Here is a 25,834-nt window from a genome sequence, read left to right on the forward strand (position 1 = left end):
AGATCATGACAAACAAGGTTTGGTTCATCACCGGATCGTCGAAGGGCTTTGGCCGCGTCTGGGCCGAGGCTGCACTCGCGCGTGGCGACAGCGTCGCGGCCACCGCCCGCGATGCCGGCACGCTCGCCGATCTCGTCGAGAAATACGGCGACAGGATTGCCGCGATAAAGCTCGACGTCACCGACAAGAAAGCCGTCGATGCCGCTGTCGCCGAGGCGCACAAGCGTTTTGGCCGGCTCGACGTCGTCATCAACAATGCCGGCTACGGCCATTTCGGCGCCATCGAGGAGGTCAGCGAACAGGAAGCTCGCGACCAGATCGAAACCAATGTCTTCGGCGCTCTGTGGGTCACTCAGGCCGCACTGCCGATTATGCGGGCACAGCGTTCCGGCCACATCATCCAGATCTCGTCGATCGGCGGCGTCAATGCCTTTGCCTCGCTCGGCCTCTACCACGCCTCGAAATGGGCGCTGGAGGCCTTCAGCCAGTCGCTCAGCATCGAGGTCGCGGAATTCGGCATCCATGTGACGCTGGTCGAGCCGGGCGGTTTCTCCACCGACTGGGCCGGGCCGTCGGCCAAGGTGTCCCAACCGATCGAGGCCTATGCGCCCGCCCGTGCCAAGATGGCCGAGCGCCGCGCCAATTCGGTCGCCGGCGATCCAGACGCCACCGGGCCGGCCATGCTGGCCATTGTCGACGCCGCCGAGCCGCCGCTGCGGGTATTCTTCGGCGATGGCGGCCTGCCGATGATCAAGCAGGAATACGCCAACCGCATTGCCACCTGGGAGAAGTGGGACGACGTTTCCATCATGGCGCAAGGCGCGAAGAAGAACCGCAAGGGCTGAAGTCCAGCGCTTTTGCTGCGCCGCTCCATGGGCGGCGTAGCCGGCCGTCAGGCTTGATAAATCCACTGCTCCGGCACGCGCAGCGATATCTCTTCGCCTGCCCTAACCGTGCCTGGCTTCTCTACCCAGGCGACAATGCCGCGCAGCCGCTTCGCCGCTTTCGGGAACAGCAGCGCGCCGGCTTCGACGTCGGCCATTCCGGCGTTTTCGGCGATCGACCGGCCGGCGATGCGGCACGGGCCGTTCTGTGCGTCGACCTTGATGGTGGCGCCGCCCTTGAAGAACAGCAGCGTGCCGGCCGGCAGCATGGAGAGGTTCGGCACCCCTTCGATCACCAGATTGGCGCCGATCCATTCCGGCTTGATCTCGGCCAGGCCCATGCGCTCGGCGACAACCGCCAGCTCGTCCGCTGCCACGATGGACAATTGCCGCTCGTTGCGCATTTCAGTGCCGCGCGGATACCAGGGCTCGCGCCCGCCCGAGCGCCGCGTCGGTCCGGCATGGAAATCGCCTGAAATGCCGTCGAAACCCAGCCGCAATTCGTCCACCGGGCGCGTCTGAAAATGATCCGCCGGCGCCACGTAAAGCGCTGCCGCCCTGGCGGCAAGCTTTCGCGCGGCGATGATTTCAACCGGCTTTTCAGCCTCGGGGAAGAGATCCGGCATGGCGTTCTTTCTATTCGTCATCCAGCGAATTAGCCGGGCGCGCTTCGCGGCGTCCAGTCGAAAGTGCTGATCGTCCGATCAACAGCACCGATAGGATCGCGATCACGCTTTTCTTACCTGTCATCGATCTCGCACCGCATTGCCGGCGCGCGGTGCCGGTTTCATAGTGACGTCCAGACGGTTTGCGGAGGCTGATCATGCGACCTGTGACGGCAATCACGTTGCTTTGGTTGATCTGGGCAGGAAGCTGGGCCGTCGCCGCTTTGTGGTCCGACCCTGCCCAGAAGCGCGCCGGGTTCAAGGCGGAGGCCCGCTATCGGGGTCTCTGGATAGCCGGCGCGGTGCTGCTGTTCATTCCGGCGCACGGCTATGAAGGCCGGCTCAGGCTGTGGATGCCTGATCTCCCCGAAGCCTGGATCTGTGTCGCCCTGATCGCCATCGGCATCGCCTTTGCCTGGTGGGCGCGCCTGCATCTCGGCAGGCTGTGGTCGGGCACCATCACCGCCAAGGCCGGGCACCATGTCGTCAACACCGGCCCGTATGGCCTTGTCCGGCATCCGATCTACACCGGATTGCTGCTGGCGATCCTCGCCACCATGGCGGCCAAGGGCACCATCTGGGGCATAGCCGGAACCGCGCTGCTCATCATCGGCATCGTGACGAAAGCCAGGCTGGAAGAAAATTTCCTGCGCGGCGAACTGGGCAGCGCCTATGACGACTATGCCGCGCGCGTTCCGATGCTGGTGCCGTTCGCACCAGCCTGACGCGGCAGCCTCAAAGCATTCTCAGCAGCGCGCCGCCGATCGAGTACCCCGCGCCGAAAGCGCAGATCAGACCGAAATCGCCCGGCTTCATATCGGCGTGGTTCTCCGACAGCGCGACGATGGCCCCGGCGCCCGCCGTGTTGCCCAGCCGCTCCAGCACCATTGGCGCGCGGTCGTGATCGACCTCGTGGCCGAACGACAGCTTCAGGATCATCGCATTCATCCGCGCATTGGCCTGATGCAGCCAGAAGCGCCTGATCGCCTGTGGCGTCAGCCCGTGCTCGGCGAGGAATTCGACGATGAATTTCTGCCCGGCGACGGTGACTTCCTTGAACACCTTGTTGCCGACCTGCTTGATCAGGTTGCCTTCCAGATTGATCATGTAGGGATCATCCTGGGCGGTGCGGGTATGGTAGCCCAGATTGGTGCGGATGTTGTTCGACATCTGCGTCCAGATGCGCGTGTCGAGCACCTCGAAGCGCCCCGGCCGCTTGTCGCCCTTGGCCAGGCCTTCGACCACCATCGACACCGAAGCGTCGCCGAAAATGAAATGCGTCTGCCGGTCGCGGAAATTGAGATGGCCGGTGATGATCTCGGGCGTCGTCACCAGAATGCGCTTGTGCGCGCCCGACCGCACCAAATTGACGGCGATGTGCAAGGCCGCCGCCGCCGAAGAACAGCCGAGCCCCATGTCGAAGCCTGCGCCCTTCGTGCCCAGCGCCTCCTGCATTTCGATGGCGATCGCCGGATAGGGCCGCTGGTGATGCGAGGCCGAGCAGATCACCAGGTCTATATCCGACGGCTGTAGTCCCGCATGCTCGAGAGCCTTCTTTGCCGAGGCGATGCCGAACTCGGCTTCGAGCGACAGCGCATCGTCGGGCCGAGCCGGAATGCGCGGCGACATGCGGGTCGGGTCGAGAATGCCTTCGCGCTCGATGACATGACGGGTGCGCACGCCCGAAGCGTGGACGATGAAGTCGCTATCCGATTTCGCCAGCGGCGGCTCGTCGGTGCCCAGGCGGCGCGCATTCTCCGCGTCGACCCAGGCATTGAAGCTGGCCACCAGCTCTTCATTGGTGATTGTGGCTTCAGGGATTTCAACGCCGATGCCGCTGATGATGACGCGATGCATGTCCAGTCCGTCCCATCCGCAGGCGTTGCGGGCTTCATGTGGGCGCCGGAACGCTCCGGCGCAACAGTTTTCTCACCGCGGCGGTTTACGCCGGCTTAAACCAAAGGTTTAGGCCGGACTGGTCCTCGTGCAACATGGATAATCAGGCCCGCTTGGCAACGATGAAGATGCGTGGAAAGCGCAAAAGCACCTTGCCGCTAGCCGTCTTCGGATAGGCCTTGGCGATCTTGGCCGTGTAGCTTTCAAGGAACATCGCCCGTTCGTCGGAATCCAGCGGATCGAGGAACGGCTTCAGGCCCGTCGACTTCACCCATTCGACGATCGCCTGCGCATCGGCAAGCGGGTGGTTGTAGATGGTATGCCAGATATCCAGCCGATCACTGAGCGGCGACAGGAGGTCATAGTAGGACGACACCGGCGGCAACGGCCCGCGTGCCGCGCCCTTGAACTTTTCGGCAAACGGCATTTCGGCGGCGGTCTCGCGCATCAGGCGGTGCGAGTCTTCGCCCATATTGTCGGGCATCTGGACGGCCAGCGCGCCGCCTGGCGCGAGGAAACCCATCAGCCGCTGGAAGACTGCGGGATGCTCGGGCAGCCACTGGAACACCGCATTGGCAAAAATCACGTCGACCGGCTCCGCCGGCTGCCATGTGGAGGCATCGGCGAGATCAAAGGTGACCTCGGGCAAGCGCGCCCGCGCCTTCTCGATCATGTCGGGCGAAGTGTCGAAGCCGCTCACCCCGGCATCCGGCCAGCGCCCGACGAGCAACTCGGTCGAATTGCCCGGCCCGCAGCCGATGTCGACGACCCGGCGTGGAAAGTCGACGGGCACCTGCGCCACAAGATCCCGCGCGGGCCGCGTGCGTTCGTCCTCGAATTTCAGATATTGGGCGGCGGACCAATCAGCCATTTGAGCTCCTCATGCCGGTTGAGATCGCCGCCCGGAAAACCCCCTACCGCGTCAGCCTCTTGTAGGTCATGCGGTGCGGGTTGACGGCATCCGGCCCGAGGCGGCGGATCTTGTCCTGCTCGTAATCCTCGAAATTGCCCTCGAACCATTCGACATGGCTGTCGCCCTCGAAGGCGAGGATGTGCGTCGCCAGGCGGTCGAGGAACATGCGATCGTGCGAGATGATGACCGCGCAGCCACCGAAATTTTCCAGCGCGTCTTCGAGCGCGGCCAGCGTTTCGGTGTCGAGATCGTTGGTCGGTTCGTCGAGCAGCAGCACATTGCCGCCGGTCTTCAACATCTTGGCCAGATGCACGCGGTTGCGCTGGCCGCCGGAGAGGTTGCCGACCTTCTGCTGCTGGTCGCCGCCACGGAAGTTGAACGACGCGCAGTAGGCGCGCGTGTTGGCCTCGAACTTGCCGAGCTTGACCACTTCTGCGCCGCCGGAAATCTCTTCCCACACCGTCTTCGACGGATCGAGAGCATCGCGGCTCTGGTCGACATAGCCGAGCTTCACCGTTTCGCCGACGCGCACAGAACCCGCATCCGGCTTTTCCTGGCCGGTGATCATGCGAAACAGTGTCGTCTTGCCGGCGCCGTTCGGGCCGATGACGCCGACGATGCCGCCGGGCGGCAGCTTGAATTCCAGGCCGTCGATGAGCAGCGTGTCACCAAAGCCCTTCGACAGGCCTTCCGCCTCGATCACGACATTGCCGAGCCGCTCGCCGTGCGGGATGACGATCTGCGTATCGCTCGGACGCCGCTTGTCGGCTGCATCCAAAAGGTCCTGGAACGCCTGGATACGCGCCTTGGATTTGGTCTGGCGGGCCTTCGGGCTCGACTGAATCCATTCGCGCTCGCGGCCGATGGCGCGCTGGCGGGCATCGTCCTCGCGGCCTTCCTGCTTGAGCCGCTTGGCCTTGGCTTCGAGGTACTTGGTGTAGTTGCCCTCATAGGGAATGCCGCGGCCGCGATCGAGTTCGAGGATCCAGCCGGTGACGTTGTCGAGGAAGTAGCGATCGTGGGTGATGATCATCACGGCGCCCGGATAGGCACGCAGATGCTTTTCCAGCCATGCCGTGGTTTCGGCGTCGAGATGGTTGGTCGGTTCGTCGAGCAGCAGAAGGTCGGGCTGGCGCAGCAGAAGCTGGCAAAGTGCGACGCGGCGGCGTTCGCCGCCCGACAGCTTGGTGACTTCCGAATCCTTGGGCGGGCAGCCCAGCGCTTCCATCGCCATCTCGACCTGCTGTTCGAGGTCCCACAGGTTCAGCCGATCCATCTCGTCCTGGAGCTTGGCCGACTCGTCGGCCGTCTCGTCGGAATAGTTCATCATCAATTCGTTGTAGCGCTCGATGATGGCGGTCTTGGCGGCGACGCCTTCCATGATGTTTTCGAACACGGTCTTGTCCGGATCGAGCGCCGGCTCCTGCGCCAGGTAGCCGACAGTGGCGCCTTCGGCGAGCCACGCTTCGCCGTTCCACTCCTTGTCGAGCCCAGCCATGATCTTGAGGATCGTCGACTTGCCCGAACCGTTGGGGCCGAGGATGCCGATCTTGGCGTCCGGATAGAAGGAGAGATGGACATTCTCGAGCACCTTCTTGGTGCCATAGGCCTTGTTGAGGCCGGCCATGTGATAGATGAACTGGCGTGCCACGCGCGCTTTCCCTGAAAAACCGACTGGATTTGTCGAATTGAATGGAGGTTGGCCGCTATGTAGGCGATGCGGCGGCGAACGGCAATCGCTTTTGCCATATCTGCCCGGTCACACGCGGAAGTGTCCGCTACTCCGAAGTTTTCCACCAGCGCGAAGCGTGCTGAAATCTCCGGTTAACTCTTCGGCGTCAAAACAGGATCGGCGTGGAATCGCTCGCTATTCGCGATTTCGAGAAAGAGATCGGGTCGACGGCATTGCTGAACAGTTTCCTGCTCCTTGCCGAAGCGGTCGTCTACTTCAGCGTCATGGTGACGCTTTTCCGCTTCAGACAGCGTATCGGCCTCGGCGTCTTCGTCTGCGCGCTCGGCGTCATGCACTTCCTCGAGACCTATCTCGCCAGCGTTTTTTACGTCGCTCTGCCGTTCGGCATGGTCTCTCCGGGCTCGGCGGTGCTGTTTTCCGGCAAGCTGGTGATGCTTTTGCTGCTCTATATGAAGGAGGATGCCGCCACCGTCCGTCAGCCGATCTACGGCCTGCTGCTCGGCAATGCGCTGATGATCGGACTGGTGCTGCTGTTGCGCCTCCACGCCGTCGCCCCACTTCCCGACGGTAGGCAACCCGACATGAGTTTCATCGACGAGATGGGCTGGCTGATGGTTTGGGGCACAACGCTGTTGTTCGTCGATGCCATCCTTATCATCCTGCTGTACGAAAAGCTCGGGCGCACCCTGCGCAAGGCACCGTTCGCGCGCATCCTGACTTCCGTCGCGTGCGTGCTCACCTTCGACCAGGCCGGGTTCTTCACCGCTCTGCATTTCGTCGCCGGCGCGCCGATAGCCGTCTTTTTCGGCGGCTGGTTTGCCAAGATGGCCGCCGCGCTGATCTTCAGCACCATGCTTGTCGCCTATCTCAAATGGTTCGAGGAACGACAGATCACGGCACCGCGCGGACTGACCGATATCTTTGATACGCTGACCTATCGCGAACGCTATGAAGCGCTGGTCGAACATGTCGGCCGCGACGGGCTGACAGGCCTGCTGCATCGCGGGCGCTTCGACGCCGACGGTGAAGCCGCCGTCCAGGTCAGCCTGCGCACCGCAAGGCCGCTCAGCCTGCTGATCATCGATGTCGACCATTTCAAATCGATCAACGACCGTTTCGGCCATGCCGAAGGCGACAAGGTGCTGAAAGCGGTCGCAAGCCTGCTTGGCGAGACGGCAAGCGCCGAAGACCAGGTGTTCCGCATCGGCGGCGAGGAATTCGCCATCCTCAGTTCTCGTCCGCACCCGGTCGCCAGGCTGTTCGGCGAAAGCATTCGCTACGCGGTCAAGGGCTCGGCCGCCACCAGCCGCTTCGAACTCACCGTCAGCGCCGGCGTTTCCAGCGTCAGCGAAACCACGCGCTGCCTTGCCGACCTGTTCGCGCTTGCCGACCAGCGTCTTTATAAGGCGAAGTCGACCGGCCGTGATCGCGTCGTCGGCGAGCCGGGCGGCCACGAAGCCGACACGGCCGCTGCGTGGACCAGATCCGCACAGATTTAGGGTCTGCTCCAGGATTTCTTGTGCCGACGCACGCCTGCCGGCACGACAGTCCGGTGTCTGCGTCCCGCCAGCGTTTATCTGCCCCGTATTTTACTGGAACCCGATAGCGTCGACGGTGCCGGTCGGGCAGCCTGCCTTGTTGGTCGGCACCGAAGCCAGCAGCAGGTCCTTGAGCGCGCTGTTTGGGCCGATCGGGCCGGCGAGGCCGAGCGTCAGTTCGCCGATCAGCCGCCTGCCGCTCGACGGATCGATGACGCAGGAAACGCGCACGCGGTCCCCTGCTCCCGCCCCGAAGGCAGTGTCGAAAGCGCCGCGGATCTGGTCGGCCGTCAGCTTGCCGCCGATGTTTTTGGCAAAGAGATCGCGCACCGGCGAACTGTTCACCGCGCGCATCAAATTCAGCGCGTCGGAGAAATAGTCCTGCTGGCTCTTGCCGTAGCAGGTGCCGTGCTTGATCCATTCATGCCGTTCGAGGTGGGAGGCCGTTCCAGGCATCACCTGGTCGAGTTCCGTGCGGGTGTTGGCGTCAAGATTGACCGGCGGCAGGTCTTTCCAGTGGGCCGGATTGTCGTTGGCCTTGTCACTCGCCGTCGCCTGGCAATAGAAATTGCCATTCGGCTGCGGCCACAGGCCGTGCAAGGTGAAATGCGTGGCGTCGAAATCGCCGGTACTTTGTGCCCTGCATTCGGTCTTGTTCGACTTTGTCTCGCAAAACGCCGGCTGCCAGCTCAGCGCGAAGACGTATTCGGGCTTCCCCGATGCCGCCGGCTTGCCTTGCTCGTCCGGCGCGGCCGGCACGGTCGCCGCGCTGCTGCCGGAAACATGGCCGCAGCTGACCTTCACCCAGCGGCGCTCCGGATCGGCGCCCGGCACCAGGATGAGATAATGCGTCGGCGTCTCCTTGTTGCCGGCAAGCAACTGATAGCTCTGCCCGGCATCGGTCGAGACATTGCCGGGGTTCTTGCCGTTCTTGATCGCTTGCGTCGCCGGACAGGCGGCGTCGGCGACGAAGCTGCCGCTCATCTTCACGTCGGCATGCGCCGCCCCGGCCAGCGACGCCGCCAACATGGCCAATCCGAAAACGACACCGATGCGCATGGAGAATCCCCGGCTGAAGAAGTGGGCGACAGACTGAAGCTGTCTCCATGTCAGAATTGCGATATTTTGCTGACCGAACGCAAGAAACATCGTCGCGAAAAGCGGGTTTGCCGGATTGACGCATAATGTGGGCCGGCGCAAACAAAGCCAACGACGACAAAAGCAGGGGCGGGATCAGGCGGCATGTCATTCAGCCAGCAGCGCGTGGTTGCCTCGCCGACCGGTGCCGAGCTCAATCTTTTCGTCAGGCAGGCCGATGGGCGGGCACGCGCCGTCGTCCAGATCAATCACGGGCTAGCCGAGCACGCAGCGCGCTATGCCCGCTTTGCCGATTTTCTTGGCTCGCGCGGTTTCGACGTCTATGTCCACGATCATCGCGGCCACGGCGCGACCAAGGCGTCCGACGCTCCGCTCGGCAGGTTCGCCGACAGGGACGGTGCCGCCAAGGTGATCGCCGACGTCGACGTCATCCATGATCTCATCGCCCGCGAACGGCCAAACAGACCGGTCATCCTGTTTGGCCATTCGATGGGTGCGTCGGTGGCGCTGAACTACCTGTCGCGCCACTCGCCACGCGTTCACGCGGCAGCAATCTGGAATGGCAATTTCTCCCAAGGCCCGCTTGGGCAGCTTGCGCTCGGCATCCTTGCCTGGGAACGGATGCGGCTCGGCTCCGACGTGCCATCGCGCCTGCTGCCGAAACTCACCTTCCAGGCCTGGGGCAAGGCGGTGCCCAATCACCGCACAGTGTTCGACTGGCTGTCGCGCGACGAAGCGGAAGTGGCGAAATACATTGCCGATCCCTTGTGCGGCTGGGACGCTTCGGTGTCGATGTGGCGCGACGTCGTCGGTATGGCGCTGAACGGCGGCAAGGATGCCGGCTTTGCCGGTATCCGGCGCGACCTGCCCGTCAGCATCGTCGGAGGCGAGAAGGATCCGGCTTCCGACTATGGCAAAGGGATCACCCATCTTGCCAATCGCATGCGCAAGATGGGCTTTTCGAATCTGGTTTCAAAGGTTTACGCCGACACCCGCCACGAAAGCCTGAACGAGGTGAATCGCGACATTATCATGGATGATTTCGCCGCCTGGGCCGACGAAGTCCTCAAAGCGTGACGGATTGGCCCATTGCAAGAGCCGTGACAGCCGTTGCAGGGCTTGATAGAGGCTCTGCTTTCGCAGCAATCGCAGTGATTGCGGCAACCACGGTGATCCATGGCTGAGCCCCCGCTGAAAGGCGTCCGCGTCGTCGAACTCGCCCGCATCCTTGCCGGGCCATGGGCCGGGCAGTTGCTTGCCGATCTCGGCGCCGATGTCATCAAGGTCGAGAGCCCCGATGGCGGCGACGACACCCGCAAATGGGGCCCGCCCTTCGTCATGGGCAAGGACGGCGAGAACCTGTCGGCCGCCTATTACCATTCCTGCAATCGCGGCAAGCGCTCCATCGCCATCGATTTCTCGACCCCGGAAGGCGCCGAGACGGTGCGCCGGCTGGTCGCCACTTCGGACGTGCTGATCGAGAACTTCAAGCTCGGCGGCCTGAAGAAATACGGCCTCGACTATGACAGCCTGCGCAAGATCAACCCGCGCCTCGTCTACTGCTCGATCACCGGTTTCGGCCAGGACGGACCCTATGCGCCGCGCGCCGGCTACGACTTTATCATCCAGGCCATGGCCGGCATGATGTCGATCACCGGCGAGGTCGGCCGCGAGCCGCAAAAAGCCGGCGTCGCCATCTCCGACATCTTCACCGGCCTTTATTCGGTCATCGCCATCCAGGCAGCACTGCGCCATGCCGAGCAGACCGGGGAAGGCCAGCATGTCGACATGGCGCTTTTCGACACCCAGATCTCGGCGCTCGGCAACCAGAATTTGAACTATCTCGTCTCCGGCAGATCGCCGGTGCAGATGGGCAATGCGCATATGAACATCGCCCCCTACGAGGTGGTGCCGGTCCGGGATGGGCACATCATCCTGGCGGTGGGCAATGACGGCCAGTTCGCCAAATTCTGCGCTGCCGTCGGGCTGGACGACCTGCCTGCCAATCCCGACTTCGCCACCAATCCCGCCCGGGTCGCCAACCGGGCCAAGTTGCGCGAACGCATGGTCGAGGCGCTGAAGGTTTTTGATCGCGATCCGCTGCTGGCAAAGCTCGAAGCGGCCAGCGTGCCGGCGAGCCCGATCAACACGATCGGCCAGATGTTCGCCGACCCGCAGACGATCGCGCGCGGCATGCGGCTCGACCTGGACGACGGCCATGGCAATCTTCTGCCTTCGGTGCGCGCGCCGATGGTGATGTCGGGCACGCCGCTGGTCTATGAGCGCCCCTCGCCGCGCCTGGGCGAGCACACGCAAGAAATCCTTGCCGAACTGGAGAAGTCTGGACAATGAAGACCGGCGGACAACTCATCGTCGACGCTCTCGAAGCCAACGGCACCGACCGCATCTACTGCGTGCCCGGTGAATCCTATCTGGCGGTGCTCGACGCGCTGCACGATTCAGCGATCCGCACCATCGTCTGCCGCCAGGAAGGCGGTGCCGCCATGATGGCCGATTGCCACGGCCGCCTGACCGGCAAGCCCGGCATCTGCTTCGTCACCCGCGGCCCCGGCGCCACCAATGCCTCGGCCGGCATCCACATCGCCATGCAGGATTCGATACCCGTCATCCTGTTCATCGGCCAGGTCGCCGGCCACGCCAAAGAGCGCGAGGCTTTCCAGGAGGTGGATTACAAGAGGTTCTTCGGCGACATCGCCAAATGGGTAGTCGAGATCGACGACGCCTCGCGCATCCCAGAATTCGTCACCCGCGCCTTCGCCGTGGCGACATCGGGCCGTCCCGGCCCAGTGGTGATCTCGCTGCCCGAAGACATGCTGACCAGTGTCGTTGAAGCGCCCGTCGCCTTGCCGCACACACCGGTCGAAACGCGGCCCGGGGAAGCCGAACTCGATGCGCTTGAGAAATTGCTGGCCAAGTCCAAGCGGCCTTTCGTCATCCTTGGCGGCACGCGCTGGGACGCCGAGGCGGTTGCACAAATGCGCGCGATCGCCGAGGCTTGGTCGCTGCCGGTCGGCTGTTCCTTCCGCCGCCAGATGCTGTTCGATCATCTGCATCCGAACTATGCCGGCGATGTCGGCATAGGCATCAACCCGAAGCTGGCCACAGCGATCAAGCAGGCCGACCTCGTGCTGCTGATCGGCGGCCGCATGGGCGAAATGCCCTCCTCGGACTACACGCTGCTGAAAAGCCCCTACCCCGCCCAGACAATGGTCCATGTCCATGCCGATTCCGGCGAGCTCGGCCGCGTTTACAGGCCGGCATTGGCGATCAACGCCTCGCCGTCCGCCTTCGTCGACGCTTTCGCCAAACGCAAGCCGGCCTCCGCACCCGTCTGGGCAGCCGAGACGCCAAAGCTGCATGCCACCTATCTCGACTGGTCGACACCACCCGAAAGCGGCCCCGGCCCGGTCCAGATGGGCCCGATCATGAACTATCTCGAAAAGATGCTGCCCGACGACGCCATTCTCACCAACGGCGCAGGCAATTACGCCACCTGGGTGCATCGCTTCCATCGCTTCCGCCGCTTCGCCACTCAAGGTGCGCCGACGTCAGGCTCGATGGGCTATGGCACGCCTGCGGCAGTCGCCGCCAAAGAGCTGTTTCCAGAGCGCACCGTGGTCGCTTTCGCCGGCGACGGCTGCTTCCTGATGAACGGGCAGGAATTCGCCACTGCCGTGCAATACGACCTGCCGATCGTCGTCGTCGTCGTCAACAACGGTATCTACGGCACCATCCGCATGCATCAGGAGCGCGAATATCCCGGCCGCGTGGTGGCCACCGACCTCAAGAACCCCGATTTCGCGGCTCTCGCCCGCGCCTATGGCGGCCATGGCGAAACGGTTGAGAAGACGGCGGACTTCGCCCCGGCCTTCGAACGCGCCCGCGCCAGCGGCAAGCCGGCGATCGTCGAGATCAGGCTCGACCCCGAAGCGATCACCCCGACCCGGACGATGACCCAGATCCGCGACAAGGTTTGAGAGCCGACCGGGGCAAGTCGAGTTCCTTCACGCCCCTCTGCCCTGCCGGGCATCTCCCCCTCAAGGGGGGGAGATTGGCAGTTTCGTCGTCTCGCCCTTCTTCCAATACTGGCGATTGGCGAAACCCGAAGTACATTCCATCTCCCCCCTTGAGGGGGAGATGTCCGGCAGGACAGAGGGGGGGCGCTGTCCCGCCAACCTTCAACGGTCAGCTACTTCGCCTTCTCGATCTGGCCGCGGACCTCCCCATTCGGGTTCGCTTTGGTGTGGACGTTGACGTAATACTTGCCGGCCTCAAGGTCAGCCGCCTGGGCATCAGTGAGCGTCTCCGACCCTTTGATCGGGCTCTTGAGTTTTTTGAACGGGATGACAGGGTCGGCGTTTTCACCCATCGCCGCAGGGCCATGGATATGCGCGGCCGTCGCCGGTCCGCTGAGGCCGGAATATTTGACGTTCCAGTTGAGCTTCTTCTTGGTCGTGTCGAAGGTGAAAGTGGCCGTGCCCTTACCCTTCGTGGTGACGGGCGGGCTCTGCTGGCTGCCGTCTAGTGTCGCCTTGAACTTTTCCATGGCTGCCAAGGCCGGCGATGCGAACAGGAAAGCGGTCGAAATGGCCAGCGCCGACAGCGCCGGTAAGAAGGATTGGATGCGCATGAAGAACCTCCGATTGACTGTGCATGCGTCGCGGCTCCCCGGCGCGCGCATGCGCCAACGGAACGGCCTGGCGGCACAATGTATCCAACCACACGTTTTTGTGATGACGTATAGAGATCCTAGGGGCCGTCCTGTCCGGCTTCAGCGATAGCGGTCAGACCGCCGCCAGCGCCTGCGTCAGGTCGGCGATCAGATCGTCCGGATGCTCGACGCCGATCGACAGCCTGACCGTGGTCTCCAGCACGCCGATGCGCTGGCGCACCTCGAAGGGAATGCCCGAATGGGTCATGGCCGCGGGGTGACTGGCCAGCGATTCCGTTCCGCCGAGGCTCACCGCCAGCTTGAAGATCTGCAATTCGTTGAGGAAGGCGAAAGCCGCCTTCTCCCCGCCCTTGATGTCGAAGGAGAAGGTTGATCCGGCGCCGCTGCATTGCGCCCTGTAGGCGCGGCCGGCCGGCGTATTCTCGCCCAGAAACGGCAGGTAGTGCACCTTGTCGACCTTGGCGTGGTCGCGCAGGAATTCGGCGATCAGGCGAGCATTGTCGTTGGCCCGCTCCATGCGGATCGACAGCGTCTCCAGGGAGCGGCCGAGCATCCAGCAGGAATGCGGGTCGAGCTGCGTGCCGATCGCGCCGCGCAGCGCCTTGATCGGCTTGGTGATAGCCTTGCTGCCCATGGCGGCACCCGCGATCAGGTCGGAATGGCCGCCGACATATTTGGTCAGCGAATAAACCGACACGTCGGCACCATGTTCGATCGGCCGCTGGAACACCGGACCCAGCAATGTGTTGTCGCACACGATGATCGGCGTTGACCCTTGGCTCGCGCCGATCTCGTCGGCGATTTTGCGCATCAGCGCGAGGTCGACCAGGCTGTTGGTCGGGTTTGACGGCGTCTCGATCAGGATGACCGACACGCGGCCTTTCGCGACAGCCGCGTCGGCGGCCGTGCGCACCGCCGGCTCATCCACGCCATCCGCGAAACCGACAGCACCGATGCCAAAACCGGAGAGCGTGCGCGTCAAAAGCGTCTCCGTGCCGCCGTAGAGTGGCTGCGAATGCAGGATGACGTCGCCTGGACGGGCATATGCGAGCAGTGTCGTGGCGATCGCCGACATGCCCGATGAAAACAGGATACAGGCATCCGTCCCCTCATAAATCGCCAGCCGGTCCTCGACGATCTCGCTGTTGGGATGATTGAAGCGCGAATAGACCAGGCCGGAGGCGGTGCCGCTCGGCGGCTCCTTCCTGCCGGATGTGTAGTCGAAGAAGTCGCGTCCCTCCTCCGCCGACTTGAACACGAAGGTCGAGGTCAGGAACACCGGCGGCTTGACGGCGCCCTCCGACAGCTGCGGATCGAAGCCATAGCTCAGCATCAGCGTCTCCGGATGGAGCTTGTGGTTGCCGATATGGGTTTTCGACGGGCGTGGCGCGGTCATGGCTTTTCCTGCCTGTTCGAGTGAAATAGTGAACGGCAATTTATGCGATCTCGTTCCGCCAGTCCTTGCTATTCTTGGGCTCACATGGCTGCATCCCCGCAACAAATTGCCTGGAGAGACCGAAAGTGCAGCAGAAGATAGCCGACGATTTCGACCTGAAAATCCTGCGTGAGCTGCGGGCCGACGCCCGCATCACCAACAACGAGCTTGCCGAGCGCATCGGCCTGTCGCCGTCGCCCTGCCTGAGGCGTGTGCGGCGGCTGGAGGAGACCGGGGTCATCAGAGGCTACACCACGCTGGTCGATCCCTCAGCCTTCGGCTGGAGCATGGTCGCCATCGCCACCATCCGGCTCAGCCGCCAGAACGAAGACGAGATCGTGATGTTCGAGGACGCGATCCGCGGCTGGGAAGAGGTGCTGGAATGCCACCTCGTCACCGGTTCGCGCGACTATGTGCTGAAAGTGGTGACGGGAAGCCTCGAACAATACGAGCGCTTCATCAAGGAAAAGATCGCGCGGCTGAAATGCGTCGCCTCGATCGAGACCAGCTTCGTCATGAACACCATAAAGGAACGGCGCCTCTGACATTTCTGCCGGAGGCGCCGCTTTCTGGATAGATGTGTTGCCGGCTAGGCTTACTTGACCGCTTTGTCGGTGATGGCGGTGGTGTAGGCGCCGGTCGGCTCCTTGGTGATGATCTTCTGGTCGAGCAGCGCCTTGGCGGTGCGCTCGTAGGTCGCCGGGTCAAGCTTGCCGTCGGCATTGTCGATCAGCTTGGCGACTTCGCTCATCATGCGCTTCTGGTGGTTTTCGTCCTGGCCGCCGCCGTCCATGACGATGCCTGCGGCTTCGTCATTGTTGTCGACGGCGTATTTCCAGCCCTTCATCGAGGCGCGCACGAAACGCACCATCTTGTCTTCGAAGGCCGGATCCTTGAGCTTGTCTTCGGACGCATAGAGCCCGTCCTCGAGCAGGTCGTTGCCCATGGCCGAGTAGTTGAACACGGTCAGCTGTTCCGGCTTGTAGCCGGCGTCGATCAGTTGCCAGTACTCGTTGTAGGTCATGACCGAGATGCAGTCCGCCTGCTTCTGGATCAGCGGCTGCACGTCAAAACTCTGCTTGAGCACCGTGACGCCGTCCGGGCCGCCCTCGGTCTTCAGGCCGAGCTTGTTCATCCAGGCGTAGAACGGATACTCGTTGCCGAAGAACCAGACGCCGAGCGTGTGACCTTTGAAGTCGGCTTCGGTCTTGATCGGGCCGTCCTTCGGGCAGACCAGTTCCATGCCGGCCTTCTTGAACGGCTGGGCGATGTTGACCAGCGGCACGCCCTTTTCGCGGGCAGCCAGCGCACCGCCCATCCAGTCGACGATAACGTCGGCACCACCGCCGGCGATCACCTGCTCGGGCGCGATATCGGGACCGCCCGGCTTGATGTCGACGTCGAGACCCTCGGCCTCATAGAAACCCTTGGCCTTGGCGACATAGTAGCCGGCAAACTGGGCCTGCGTGACCCATTTCAGCTGCAACGTCACCTTGTCGGCGGCCATTGCCTGGAAAGCGGCAAGCGACATCGCGCCAGCCAGAACGGGAATAATCAGTCTTTTCATTTTGTTACCCTCTGAAGTTAGTGCCCTAAACCCACCGCCCCTATCCACCACGGACAGAGGGATGCCAAAACGTGACGGCTCTTTCGACAAGAGCGACCACGCCATAAAAGACCGAACCCGCAAGTGCTGCAACTGCGATTTCGGCCCAGACCATGTCGATGTTCATCCGCCCGACCTCGGTCGAGATGCGGAAGCCCATGCCGACGACAGGCGTGCCGAAGAACTCGGCAACGATGGCGCCGATCAGCGCCAGCGTCGAGTTGATCTTCAGCGCGTTGAAGATGAAGGGAGCTGCTGCCGGCAGCCGAAGCTTCAAGAGCGTCGGCCAGTAGCCCGACGCGTAGGTGCGCATCAGGTCGCGCTCCATATGGCCGGAGGCGGCCAGACCGGCGACCGTGTTCACCAGCATCGGGAAGAAGGTCATGATGATGACCACCGCCGCCTTGGACTGCCAGTCGAAGCCGAACCACATCACCATGATCGGCGCGACGCCGATGATCGGCAGCGCCGAGACCATGTTGCCGATCGGCAACAGGCCGCGTCGCAGGAACGGCACACGGTCTGCGAGCACCGCGGTGATGAAGCCGGCGCCGCTGCCCACGACATAGCCGAAGATGACCGCCTTGAAGATGGTCTGGCGGACATCGGCGCCGAGCACCGGCAGCGAACCGGCGATGCGCGCGCCGATGGCACTTGGCGGCGGCAGCAGGATGAAGGGTATGCCGGCCCCACGCGTCACCGCTTCCCAGATGATCAGGATCCAGGCGCCGAAGATGGCCGGGATGATCAGGCGCAGCGCGGTGCGAGCCCATTTGGCGAACGGACGCAATGATGACAGCACCGCCACGCAGCGCCAGCCAAGCAGCCATGCACCGGTGAGCAACAGGAAGAACGGCGTCCGCGCCAGGCCTTCGAAGCCGGTGATGCCGCCAATCAGCAGCCAGGCGGCCAGATGCGCGCCGATGAAAAGCACAACGGCTTCGACGATGGACGGTATTCTGGTCATCGAGATCAAAGCAGCGACAAGCAGCACGCCGAAAATCAGCCAGGTCGTCGCCACATAGGGGTATATCAACGTCCCTGCAGGCTGCGCCAGTGCATCGACTTTCGGCGCGGCGATCGGGCCGAGCGCCACTGCGATCAGGCACAGCACGATCGCCAGCACTGCCTGCCAGGAGGGTTTCAGCCAGTTCATGCCGGCCTCCCGCCCATGGCGCGGTCGACGAGGCGCCCGGCAATGCCGACCACCATGACCAGAAGGGCTGCCACCACTGAGCCAGCAACCAGCGCCGACCAGATGTCGATGGACTGGCTGTAATAGGCGCCGGCGAGCAGCTTGGCGCCGATGCCGGCGACAGCGCCTGTCGGCAGTTCGCCGACGATGGCGCCGACCAGGCTTGCCGCCACCGCCACCTTCATCGAGGTGAACAGGAACGGCACCGAAGCAGGCACGCGCAACTTCCAGAAGGTCTGTGCGCGACTGGCATTGTAGGTGTGCATCAGGTCGAGATGCATGATCTCGGGCGAGCGCAGCCCCTTCACCATGCCGACAGTCACCGGGAAGAACGACAGATAGGTCGAAATCATCGCCTTCGGGACGAGCCCGCTGATGCCGATCGCCCCCAGCACGACGATGATCATCGGCGCCACAGCCAGGATGGGAATGGTCTGCGAGGCGATGATCCACGGCATCAGGCTGCGGTCGAGCGTCGCCACATGGACAATGCCGACGGCGATGATGATGCCGAGCGCCGTGCCGAAAGCGAAGCCGAGCAGCGTCGACGAAAGCGTCACCCAGGCATTGTAGACCAGGCTGCGGTTGGAGGTGATGGGCCGCAGGAAGGTGTTCTCGAAGAAATTCACCGCCACCTGGTGCGGCGCCGGCAATGTCGGCTTCGGCTGCGACAGCGTCTTGCCGATGAGTTCGCTGAACGTGGATGTTTCACCGGCGCGACGATCGAGATCGCGCTGGAACGGCGTGTTGAGGATGACGGCGAAGACATACCAGAGCGCGATCACGCCAACGAGGATGGAGGTGACGGGAACGAGCTTGTCGCGGAAGGTGTCCATCTAGCGGGCCTCAGCCGACTGGCGCCCTCCTCTCCCCAACGGGGAGAGGGTGGCCGGAGCGAAGCGGAGGTCGGGTGAGGGGGTAGAAATCTTTCCGTCAAGGCAAGCCAAGATCGTATCCAGGACCGCTCGACGTTCGGCCAAAACCTCATGATTCCAGAACCGGAGAGCCGAATAACCTTGTCCGTTCAGCCAAGCTGTCCTGGAAGGGTCGGTTGGAGAATCTGCGTGCTGACTACCATCAAGTTCGACAATCAGGCTTACCTCGCGACAAACAAAATCCGCGATGAACGGTCCAAGCGGCACTTGCCTCACAAATTTGTAGCCATTGAGATGACGGTCTCTCAGCTCCCCCCAAAGCCTGTATTCAGCCTCGGTCTCGTCAACCCGCAGCTTTCGGGCGCGAGCGGTTGCCCCGACCTTTCTCTTGGTCGGATCCGTCGGCGCCGCCCCCTCACCCGACCTCCGCTTCGCTCCGGCCACCCTCTCCCCGTTGGGGAGAGGAGGAAGCTCATCCTGCCCCTCAATCATCATAGCTGTGCCCCGCGCGCAGCCCGTCCCGCACCCGCGCTGCGATCGCCAGAAACTCCGGCGTCTCGCGGATGTCGAGCGGCCGCTCTCTCGGCAGCGTCGATTCGATGATGTCGCTGACACGGCCCGGGCGCGGCGACATGACGACGATGCGCGTCGACAGATAGACGGCCTCCGGAATGGAGTGGGTGACGAAGCAGATGGTCTTGTTGGTGCGTCCCCACAATTCCAGCAGCTGCTCGTTGAGATGGTCGCGCACGATCTCGTCCAGCGCGCCGAACGGCTCGTCCATCAGCAGCAGGTCGGCGTCGAAGGCCAGCGCACGGGCAATCGAGGCGCGCTGCTGCATGCCGCCCGAGAGCTGCCAGGGATATTTCTTCTCGAATCCAGAGAGGTTGACGAGGCCGAGCGTGCGCTTGATCCGCTCGCCTTGCTCCGCCCTGGATAGGCCCATGATCTCCAGCGGCAGCCCCACATTGCGCTCGATGGTCCGCCACGGAAACAGCGCCGCCGCCTGAAAGACATAGCCATAGGCGCGTTTCTCGCGCGCCTGCTCTGCTGTCATGCCATTGACGGAAATCGCCCCCGAGGTCGGCTTCTCCAGATCGGCGATGACGCGCAGCAGCGTGGTCTTGCCGCAGCCCGAAGGCCCGATGAAGGAGACGAACTCGCCCTTGCCGATGGTGAGATCGACATTGGACAGCGCCTGCACCGGCCCGTCATTGGTCTGGAAAGTCAGCCCGAGTTTGCTTGCCGCGACGACGGCTGGCGAATTCCCCGTCATCGGCTGCCGCCTGCCTGTTTCCGTTCCTGCGGCGGCTGGAATCCGATTGCTTTTATCGCGATGTTGTTTTCCACTTGCCCTGTCCCATTTGGCCCTGTCCCTCTGACCTTGTCCCACGCGATCGACGCCCGGAGTTTCCCCGATGTCGCCCAAACCCACTTGTCATCTTATCCGCCCTGAAAGCACTTATGAAGGCAAGCAGGGGCTGACCTATTTCGCCGGCATTGCCGCCGAGACCGTCGGTGCGTCCGGCATCTGCATGCACATGCTCACCATGCCGCCCGGCGCCCGCGCCAAGGCGCATATGCACGAGAGCCACGAGACGGTGATCTATGTGCTCTCCGGCGAAGTTCACACCTGGTATGGCGACCGGCTCGAGCATCATATCGTCGTCAAGGCCGGTGATCTCTTCTACATCCCCGCCGGCGTGCCTCATCTGCCGGCTAACCTGAGCGGCGCCCCGTCCTCTGCCGTCATTGCGCGCACCGATCCCAACGAACAGTAAAGCGTCGTCCTGCTGCCGGAACTGGATGTGCTGGTCGCCGGAAGCTGACTTCGCCGGGCTAGGCGCCCGTCGGCCAATTGCTAGAGGTTTGCGCCCGCCAGCTTCGGCAATCATCGGCACCGAGACACTTCCCCATAGACGGTGCCGTCCGCATCCGCGATCACCAGTTTCTTGGCGTTCTTGGTGCTGTGCTTGATGATGAAGGTGGCGGGCGACTTGCCCTCTTCGCCTTCGGCCTCGCACTCCGCCTTCACCACAAGCGAGCCGTCGGCCTGGACCCTCTTGCCGGTGAAGGTGCAAGCGCTCGTCGCCGTGATGAAGTCGGTGTTGGTTAGAAGCAGCATGTCCTCGGCGTAGACTTCCTGGCCGTTCTTGTTGATGCAGCCGGACTTGTTGCCATAAGGTTTGGCTAGGTCGATGCCGGCCGCCGACACTTGGCTGGCCACCAGAACCAAAACTGCCGCGAAAAGAAGTCCCCCGCGCCGCACCTCAAACCCCGGTCGCCGGGATGCCGGTGCGTTCCACCTTGCGCGGCGCGGAGATTTCCTTCCACGTCGACAGCGCCCGGTTGACGGCCGCATTCGGCTCGCGGCCGACGAATTCACCATGGCCGGGCTTGGCCTTGACCTCGGACTCCTGGATCGACAGTTCGCCACGCGAGAACACGAACCGCGGCAGGCCGGTCACCTCGAAACCCTCGAAGACATTGTAGTCGATCACCGATTGCTGCTTCTTGGACGAAATTGTCTTCTTGCGCTTGGGATCCCAGACGACGATGTCGGCGTCGGCGCCCTCTACGATGGCGCCCTTCTTCGGATACATGTTGAGGATCTTGGCGATGTTGGTCGAGGTCACCGCGACGAACTCGTTCATCGTCAGCCGGCCGGTGTTGACGCCTGTGGTCCACAGCACCGGCATGCGGTCTTCAAGCCCGCCGGTGCCGTTCGGGATCTTGGTGAAATCGCCGACGCCGTTGCGCTTCTGTTTGGTGGTGAAAGCGCAATGATCGGTCGCCACCACCTGCAGCGAACCCGCCTGCAGGCCGGCCCACAGCGAGTCCTGGTGCGATTTGTTGCGGAAGGGCGGGCTCATCACGCGGCGCGCCGCATGGTCCCAGTCCTTGTCGAAATACTCGCTCTCGTCCAGCGTCAGGTGCTGGATCAGCGGCTCGCCGAACACCCGCATGCCCTTCTGGCGCGCCCGGCGGATCGCTTCGTGGCTCTGCTCGCAGGAGACATGCACGACATAGAGCGGCACGCCGGCCATGTCGGCGATCATGATGGCGCGGTTGGTCGCCTCGCCTTCCACTTCGGGCGGCCGTGAATAGGCGTGGCCCTCGGGGCCGTTGTTGCCGGCAGCCAGCAGCTTCTGCGACAGTGCCGCCACCACGTCGCCGTTCTCGGCATGAACGAGCGGCAGCGCGCCGAGATCGGCGCAGCGCTGGAACGACGCATACATCTCGTCGTCGTCGACCATCAGCGCGCCCTTGTAGGCCATGAAATGCTTGAACGAGGTGATGCCCTTGTCGACGACCGTGGCCATCTCGTCGAACACCTGCTTGCCCCACCAGGTGATCGCCATGTGGAAAGAGTAGTCGCACGACGCCTTCGAGGTCTTGTTGTCCCACATCTGCAAGGCTTCGAGCAGCGACTGCTGCGGCGCCGGCAGGCAGAAATCGACCACCATCGTCGTGCCGCCGGAGAGCGCCGCGCGCGTGCCGGATTCGAAATCATCGGCCGAATAGGTGCCCATGAACGGCATTTCGAGATGGGTGTGCGGGTCGATGCCGCCCGGCATGATGTAGCAGCCGGTGGCGTCGAACTCATGGTCGCCATGCAGGCCCGAACCGATGGCGACGATCTTGCCGTGCTGCATCAGCACATCGGCCTTCCAGGTGCGGTCGGCGGTGACGATGGTGCCGTTTCGGATGACTTTGGTCATTGACTGTTCCCTTGTTCTCTTCGCGCTTCTTTACGAGCGTCGTTTGGAAGGTGGATTCTAAGCTCACTCCACGATGACAGCCGTCTCCACCACCGCGTGGAACAAGACATCGGCACCCGCCGAAGCCCATTCCTTGGTGATCTCCTCGGCCTCGTTGTGGCTGAGGCCATCGACGCAAGGGCACATCACCATGGCGGTGGGCGCGACGCGGTTGATCCAGCAGGCGTCGTGGCCGGCACCGGAAACGATGTTGCGATGGGAATAGCCAAGGCGGTCGGCGGCATCGCGGATCGCCTTGACGCAGCCGGCATCGAAAGTCACCGGATCGAAAGCGCCGACCTGTTCGATCTCGTAGGGGATGTCGAGTGCATCGCAGATCGTGTCGATGCCTTCGCGGATGCGGCCATCCATCGCGTCCAGCACTTCCTTTTCCGGCGAACGGATATCGACGGTGAAGACGGTGCGCCCGGCGATGATGTTGCGCGAATTGGGATAGACCTCCATGTGGCCGACCGCGCCGACGGCATCGGGCTGGTAGTCCATGGCGATCTCGTGCACCAGTTCGATCACCCGCGCCATGCCGAGCCCGGCATTGCGGCGCTTGGGCATCGGCGTCGAGCCGGTATGGGCTTCCTTGCCGGTCAGCGTCACCTGCAGCCATTTCAGGCCCTGGCCATGGGTGACGACCCCGATGTCGATATCTTCGTCCTCGAGGATCGGACCCTGTTCGATATGCAGTTCGAAGAAGGCATGGATCTTGCGGTCGCCGACCTTCTCGGTGCCTTTCCAGCCGATGCGCTCCAGTTCCTCGCCGAATTTCTTGCCCTGCTTGTCGACATGCCCGTACACATCGGCCTGGTCGAGCACGCCGGCGAACACGCCGGACGCCATCATAGCCGGCGCAAAGCGCGAGCCCTCCTCGTTCGTCCAGTTGGTGACGACGATCGGATGTTTGGTCTTGATGCCGAGATCGTTGAGCGAGCGCACCACTTCAAGCCCGCCCAGTACGCCGAGCACGCCGTCATACTTGCCGCCGGTCGGCTGCGTATCGAGATGGCTGCCGACATAGACCGGCGGCAGGCTGGGATCGGTGCCTTCGCGGCGGGCAAACATCGTGCCCATTTCATCGACGCCCATTTCGAGCCCGGCCGCATCGCACCAGCGCTTGAACAGATGCCGCCCTTCGCCGTCTTCGTCGGTCACGGTCTGGCGATTGTTGCCGCCGGCAATGCCGGGGCCAATCTTCGCCATCTCCATGATGGAATCCCACAAACGGTCTGAATTGATTCGCAGATTCTCGCCGGGTGCGGCCATCTCGAGTTCCCATCTACACCGGGGGTCTTGTCGCCCCTTGAGTGATTTACAGCTTGACCGTATGGTCAGCTTTTAAACTACACAACCTGACCAAGCGGTCAACTAGAATCTTGGGGTAGACATGGCAGAACCCACCCGCCCCATGCGGCGACAGGAGATCCGCCGAGAGAATGAAAAAACCATTCTCGTCGCTGCAGAGAAGGTGTTTGCGGAGGCAGGGTTTGGCGGCGCCACGATGCAGTTGATTGCGGATCTGGCGGGATTGCCGAAGGCAAATCTCCACTACTATTTCGCCACCAAGGAAGAGCTTTACCGGTCGGTCGTTCAAAACATCTTTGAAATCTGGCTACAGGCGGCCAATTGCTTCGACGCGGCGCGCGGGCCCATAGACGGCATCAGTGCCTATATCGACGCCAAGATGGAAATATCACGCCGCCATCCGGACGGCTCGAAGGTCTGGGCCTCCGAAGTGATGCACGGGGCGCCGGTGCTTCAGGACTATATGGAATCGACGCTGCGCGAATGGACCGACGGCCGCGTCGAGATCATCAGGCGCTGGATCGAGGAAGCCAAGATGGACCCGGTGGATCCGCGCCATCTGCTCTATATGCTTTGGGCTACGACCCAGCACTACGCCGATTTCGGCCATCAGATCGAGACACTCAATGGCGGAAAACCTCTGTCCGACCGGCAATGGCGGGAAGCCAAGGAAAATATCAAGCGGGTGATCCTGACCGGGATCGGTGCGTTGCCCGCCTGACTGTAATGGTTCGTTGCAAGCAAAAGGTCAGGTCGGCGCGCTGCCGCGCCGACCTCAACCGACCGCGTCAGTCCGTCAATCGATTGACCTCAGCACATCGCGAACATGGTCGATCAATTCGTTGATCTGGCCCTTGGTGATGATCAGCGGCGGCGACAGCGCGATGATGTCGCCGGTGGTGCGGATCAGCGCGCCGCGCTCGAACGCCTTGACGAAGGCCGAGAAGGCCCGCTTGGTCGGCTGGCCGGCGATCGGCGCCAACTCGATCGCACCGATCAGGCCGATGTTCCTGATATCGATGACGTTCGGCTCGCCCTTCAGCGAATGCAGCGCGTCTTCCCAGTACGGCGCCAGCTCCTCGCCACGGGTCAGCAAGCCCTCTTCCTTGTAGGTGTCAAGCGTGCCGAGTGCGGCCGCGCAGGCGATCGGGTTGCCCGAATAGGTGTAGCCGTGGAAGAACTCGATCATGTGCTCGGGGCCGGTCATGAAGGCGTCGTGGATCTCCTTCTTCACAAACACCGCGCCCATCGGGATGACGCCGTTGGAGACGCCCTTGGCGGTGGTCATGATGTCGGGCGTGACACCGAAATAGTCGGCGGCGAACGGTGTGCCGAGACGGCCGAAACCGGTGATGACCTCATCGAAGATCAACAGGATGCCGTGCTTGGTGCAGATCTCGCGCAGCTTCTCCAGATAACCCTTCGGCGGCAGGATGACGCCGGTGGAGCCGGCGACCGGCTCGACGATGACGGCGGCGATGGTCGAAGCGTCGTGCAGGGCGACGATACGCTCCAGCTCGTTGGCGAGTTCCGCGCCATACTCCGGCACACCCTTGGTGAAGGCGTTCTTTTCCGGCAGATGCGTGTGCGGCATATGGTCGACGCCGCCGAGCAGCGTGCCGAACATCTTGCGGTTGGTGACGATGCCGCCGACCGAAATGCCGCCGAAATTGACGCCGTGATAGCCGCGCTCGCGGCCGATCAACCGGGTGCGCGAGCCCTCGCCCTTCACACGGTGATAGGCGATCGCCATCTTGAGCGCCGTCTCGACCGATTCCGAGCCGGAATTGGTGAAGAAGACATGGTCCATGCCCTTGGGCGCCAGGTCGACCAGGCGATTGGCCAGTTCGAACACGATCGGATGGCCCATCTGGAAGGCCGGCGCATAATCGAGTTCGGCAGCCTGGTGCTGGATCGCCTCGGTGATCTTCGGACGGCAGTGGCCGGCATTGACGCACCACAGGCCGGCGGTGCCGTCGAGCACCTTGCGGCCGTCGCTGGTTGTGTAATGCATGTCCTTGGCGGACACCATCATGCGCGGCGCCTGCTTGAACTGCCGGTTTGCCGTGAACGGCATCCAGAATGCACTGAGATCGTTCGGCGTGACTTTCAGCCGGTTGGACATGACCAGGACTTCCCCTTGTAAACTGTTTCGCTGCGCCCAACGCTTGGTCTTTGCCGCGTTTTCATGCTACGCAAATTTTTGACCGATTGGACAAACGTTAGCACCGCCCTTTAGGCGGTCAAGGATTACTAGCGGAAATGCGG

General features: G+C 62.9%; 24 protein-coding genes and 1 pseudogene. 9 read left to right on the plus strand and 16 right to left on the minus strand.

Annotated features, from left to right (window positions below):
- The first annotated feature begins 5 nt into the window (after positions 1-5).
- Positions 6-845, plus strand: coding sequence for an SDR family oxidoreductase (locus M729_RS0102430; RefSeq protein ID WP_027160651.1), 840 nt, complete (start codon positions 6-8; stop codon positions 843-845).
- A gap of 47 nt (positions 846-892) precedes the next feature.
- On the opposite strand, the gene M729_RS0102435 is transcribed toward M729_RS0102430, so the two are convergent.
- Positions 893-1,510, minus strand: coding sequence for an MOSC domain-containing protein (locus M729_RS0102435; RefSeq protein ID WP_027160652.1), 618 nt, complete (start codon positions 1,508-1,510; stop codon positions 893-895).
- 197 nt (positions 1,511-1,707) lie between these two features.
- Here M729_RS0102435 and M729_RS0102440 point away from each other — a divergent pair, with 197 nt between their 5' ends.
- Complete coding sequence (locus M729_RS0102440; protein ID WP_027160653.1) at positions 1,708-2,274, plus strand: isoprenylcysteine carboxylmethyltransferase family protein; 567 nt, start codon at positions 1,708-1,710, stop codon at positions 2,272-2,274.
- A gap of 10 nt (positions 2,275-2,284) precedes the next feature.
- On the opposite strand, the gene M729_RS0102445 is transcribed toward M729_RS0102440, so the two are convergent.
- The 3 genes from M729_RS0102445 to ettA form a co-directional block, all read right to left on the minus strand.
- On the minus strand, positions 2,285-3,406 hold the full coding sequence (locus tag M729_RS0102445) for a beta-ketoacyl-ACP synthase III (protein WP_027160654.1): 1,122 nt from the start codon (positions 3,404-3,406) through the stop codon (positions 2,285-2,287).
- Between the two features lie 142 nt (positions 3,407-3,548).
- Positions 3,549-4,316 carry a trans-aconitate 2-methyltransferase gene (gene tam / locus M729_RS0102450; protein WP_027160655.1) on the minus strand — a complete coding sequence of 256 codons (768 nt, stop codon included), beginning with the start codon at positions 4,314-4,316 and terminating at the stop codon, positions 3,549-3,551.
- Between the two features lie 43 nt (positions 4,317-4,359).
- Positions 4,360-6,009 (minus strand): energy-dependent translational throttle protein EttA, encoded by a 1,650-nt coding sequence (gene ettA, locus M729_RS0102455; protein WP_013530923.1) that lies wholly within the window; start codon positions 6,007-6,009, stop codon positions 4,360-4,362.
- A 254-nt stretch (positions 6,010-6,263) separates the two neighbouring features.
- Here ettA and M729_RS0102465 point away from each other — a divergent pair, with 254 nt between their 5' ends.
- A complete protein-coding gene (locus M729_RS0102465; RefSeq protein ID WP_032808027.1) occupies positions 6,264-7,550 on the plus strand; it encodes a GGDEF domain-containing protein in 1,287 nt (428 codons plus the stop codon).
- 90 nt (positions 7,551-7,640) lie between these two features.
- On the opposite strand, the gene M729_RS0102470 is transcribed toward M729_RS0102465, so the two are convergent.
- Complete coding sequence (locus M729_RS0102470; protein WP_027160657.1) at positions 7,641-8,648, minus strand: ribonuclease; 1,008 nt, start codon at positions 8,646-8,648, stop codon at positions 7,641-7,643.
- Positions 8,649-8,831: 183 nt separating this feature from the next.
- Between M729_RS0102470 and M729_RS0102475 the strand changes: the two genes are divergently transcribed.
- From M729_RS0102475 to M729_RS0102485, 3 genes are all read left to right on the plus strand, one after another.
- Positions 8,832-9,764: an alpha/beta hydrolase gene (locus M729_RS0102475; RefSeq protein ID WP_027160658.1), complete on the plus strand. Its 933-nt coding sequence runs from the start codon at positions 8,832-8,834 to the stop codon at positions 9,762-9,764.
- Between the two features lie 99 nt (positions 9,765-9,863).
- Positions 9,864-11,039 carry a CaiB/BaiF CoA-transferase family protein gene (locus M729_RS0102480; RefSeq protein ID WP_027160659.1) on the plus strand — a complete coding sequence of 392 codons (1,176 nt, stop codon included), beginning with the start codon at positions 9,864-9,866 and terminating at the stop codon, positions 11,037-11,039.
- Positions 11,036-12,685, plus strand: coding sequence for a thiamine pyrophosphate-binding protein (locus M729_RS0102485; RefSeq protein ID WP_027160660.1), 1,650 nt, complete (start codon positions 11,036-11,038; stop codon positions 12,683-12,685). Before M729_RS0102480 ends, M729_RS0102485 begins: the two co-directional genes overlap by 4 nt.
- Positions 12,686-12,897: 212 nt before the next feature.
- Here M729_RS0102485 and M729_RS0102490 read toward each other — a convergent pair whose 3' ends face one another.
- Positions 12,898-13,338 (minus strand): CHRD domain-containing protein, encoded by a 441-nt coding sequence (locus M729_RS0102490; protein WP_027160661.1) that lies wholly within the window; start codon positions 13,336-13,338, stop codon positions 12,898-12,900.
- Between the two features lie 154 nt (positions 13,339-13,492).
- Complete coding sequence (locus M729_RS0102495) at positions 13,493-14,776, minus strand: cystathionine gamma-synthase family protein (protein ID WP_027160662.1); 1,284 nt, start codon at positions 14,774-14,776, stop codon at positions 13,493-13,495.
- Between the two features lie 125 nt (positions 14,777-14,901).
- Between M729_RS0102495 and M729_RS0102500 the strand changes: the two genes are divergently transcribed.
- Positions 14,902-15,360 carry an Lrp/AsnC family transcriptional regulator gene (locus M729_RS0102500; protein ID WP_024501498.1) on the plus strand — a complete coding sequence of 153 codons (459 nt, stop codon included), beginning with the start codon at positions 14,902-14,904 and terminating at the stop codon, positions 15,358-15,360.
- A gap of 50 nt (positions 15,361-15,410) precedes the next feature.
- On the opposite strand, the gene M729_RS0102505 is transcribed toward M729_RS0102500, so the two are convergent.
- The 5 genes and pseudogenes from M729_RS0102505 to M729_RS0102525 all read right to left on the minus strand — a co-directional run bounded on the left by M729_RS0102505 (position 15,411) and on the right by M729_RS0102525 (position 19,767).
- On the minus strand, positions 15,411-16,382 hold the full coding sequence (locus tag M729_RS0102505) for an ABC transporter substrate-binding protein (protein ID WP_027160663.1): 972 nt from the start codon (positions 16,380-16,382) through the stop codon (positions 15,411-15,413).
- 40 nt (positions 16,383-16,422) lie between these two features.
- Positions 16,423-17,577: an ABC transporter permease gene (locus M729_RS0102510; protein WP_027160664.1), complete on the minus strand. Its 1,155-nt coding sequence runs from the start codon at positions 17,575-17,577 to the stop codon at positions 16,423-16,425.
- Positions 17,574-18,452, minus strand: a complete 879-nt coding sequence (locus tag M729_RS0102515; protein ID WP_013530914.1) for an ABC transporter permease — start codon at positions 18,450-18,452, stop codon at positions 17,574-17,576. The genes M729_RS0102510 and M729_RS0102515 overlap by 4 nt, the downstream gene beginning before the upstream one ends.
- Positions 18,453-18,863: pseudogene (locus tag M729_RS01000000134590) on the minus strand (DUF559 domain-containing protein); the annotation flags it as partial.
- Between the two features lie 112 nt (positions 18,864-18,975).
- Positions 18,976-19,767 carry an ABC transporter ATP-binding protein gene (locus M729_RS0102525; RefSeq protein WP_013530913.1) on the minus strand — a complete coding sequence of 264 codons (792 nt, stop codon included), beginning with the start codon at positions 19,765-19,767 and terminating at the stop codon, positions 18,976-18,978.
- Between the two features lie 142 nt (positions 19,768-19,909).
- On the opposite strand from M729_RS0102525, the gene M729_RS01000000134595 reads away from it, so the two are divergent.
- The gene (locus M729_RS01000000134595; protein WP_050596165.1) at positions 19,910-20,272 is read left to right on the plus strand and encodes a cupin domain-containing protein; all 363 of its coding nucleotides are present in this window, start codon (positions 19,910-19,912) and stop codon (positions 20,270-20,272) included.
- A 110-nt stretch (positions 20,273-20,382) separates the two neighbouring features.
- Here M729_RS01000000134595 and M729_RS0102535 read toward each other — a convergent pair whose 3' ends face one another.
- The 3 genes from M729_RS0102535 to M729_RS0102545 all read right to left on the minus strand — a co-directional run bounded on the left by M729_RS0102535 (position 20,383) and on the right by M729_RS0102545 (position 23,527).
- On the minus strand, positions 20,383-20,718 hold the full coding sequence (locus M729_RS0102535) for a hypothetical protein (protein ID WP_244514313.1): 336 nt from the start codon (positions 20,716-20,718) through the stop codon (positions 20,383-20,385).
- Positions 20,719-20,761: 43 nt separating this feature from the next.
- Positions 20,762-22,213: a dihydropyrimidinase gene (gene hydA, locus M729_RS0102540; protein ID WP_027160666.1), complete on the minus strand. Its 1,452-nt coding sequence runs from the start codon at positions 22,211-22,213 to the stop codon at positions 20,762-20,764.
- Between the two features lie 63 nt (positions 22,214-22,276).
- A complete protein-coding gene (locus M729_RS0102545; protein WP_027160667.1) occupies positions 22,277-23,527 on the minus strand; it encodes a Zn-dependent hydrolase in 1,251 nt (416 codons plus the stop codon).
- 121 nt (positions 23,528-23,648) lie between these two features.
- Here M729_RS0102545 and M729_RS0102550 point away from each other — a divergent pair, with 121 nt between their 5' ends.
- Positions 23,649-24,287: a TetR/AcrR family transcriptional regulator gene (locus M729_RS0102550; protein WP_013530908.1), complete on the plus strand. Its 639-nt coding sequence runs from the start codon at positions 23,649-23,651 to the stop codon at positions 24,285-24,287.
- 75 nt (positions 24,288-24,362) lie between these two features.
- Here the strand turns inward: M729_RS0102550 and M729_RS0102555 are convergent, their stop codons facing one another.
- A complete protein-coding gene (locus M729_RS0102555) occupies positions 24,363-25,691 on the minus strand; it encodes an aspartate aminotransferase family protein (RefSeq protein ID WP_013530907.1) in 1,329 nt (442 codons plus the stop codon).
- Positions 25,692-25,834 lie beyond the last annotated feature (143 nt).

Source organism: Mesorhizobium sp. WSM1293, from assembly GCF_000513875.1.
Classification (GTDB): domain Bacteria; phylum Pseudomonadota; class Alphaproteobacteria; order Rhizobiales; family Rhizobiaceae; genus Mesorhizobium; species Mesorhizobium ciceri.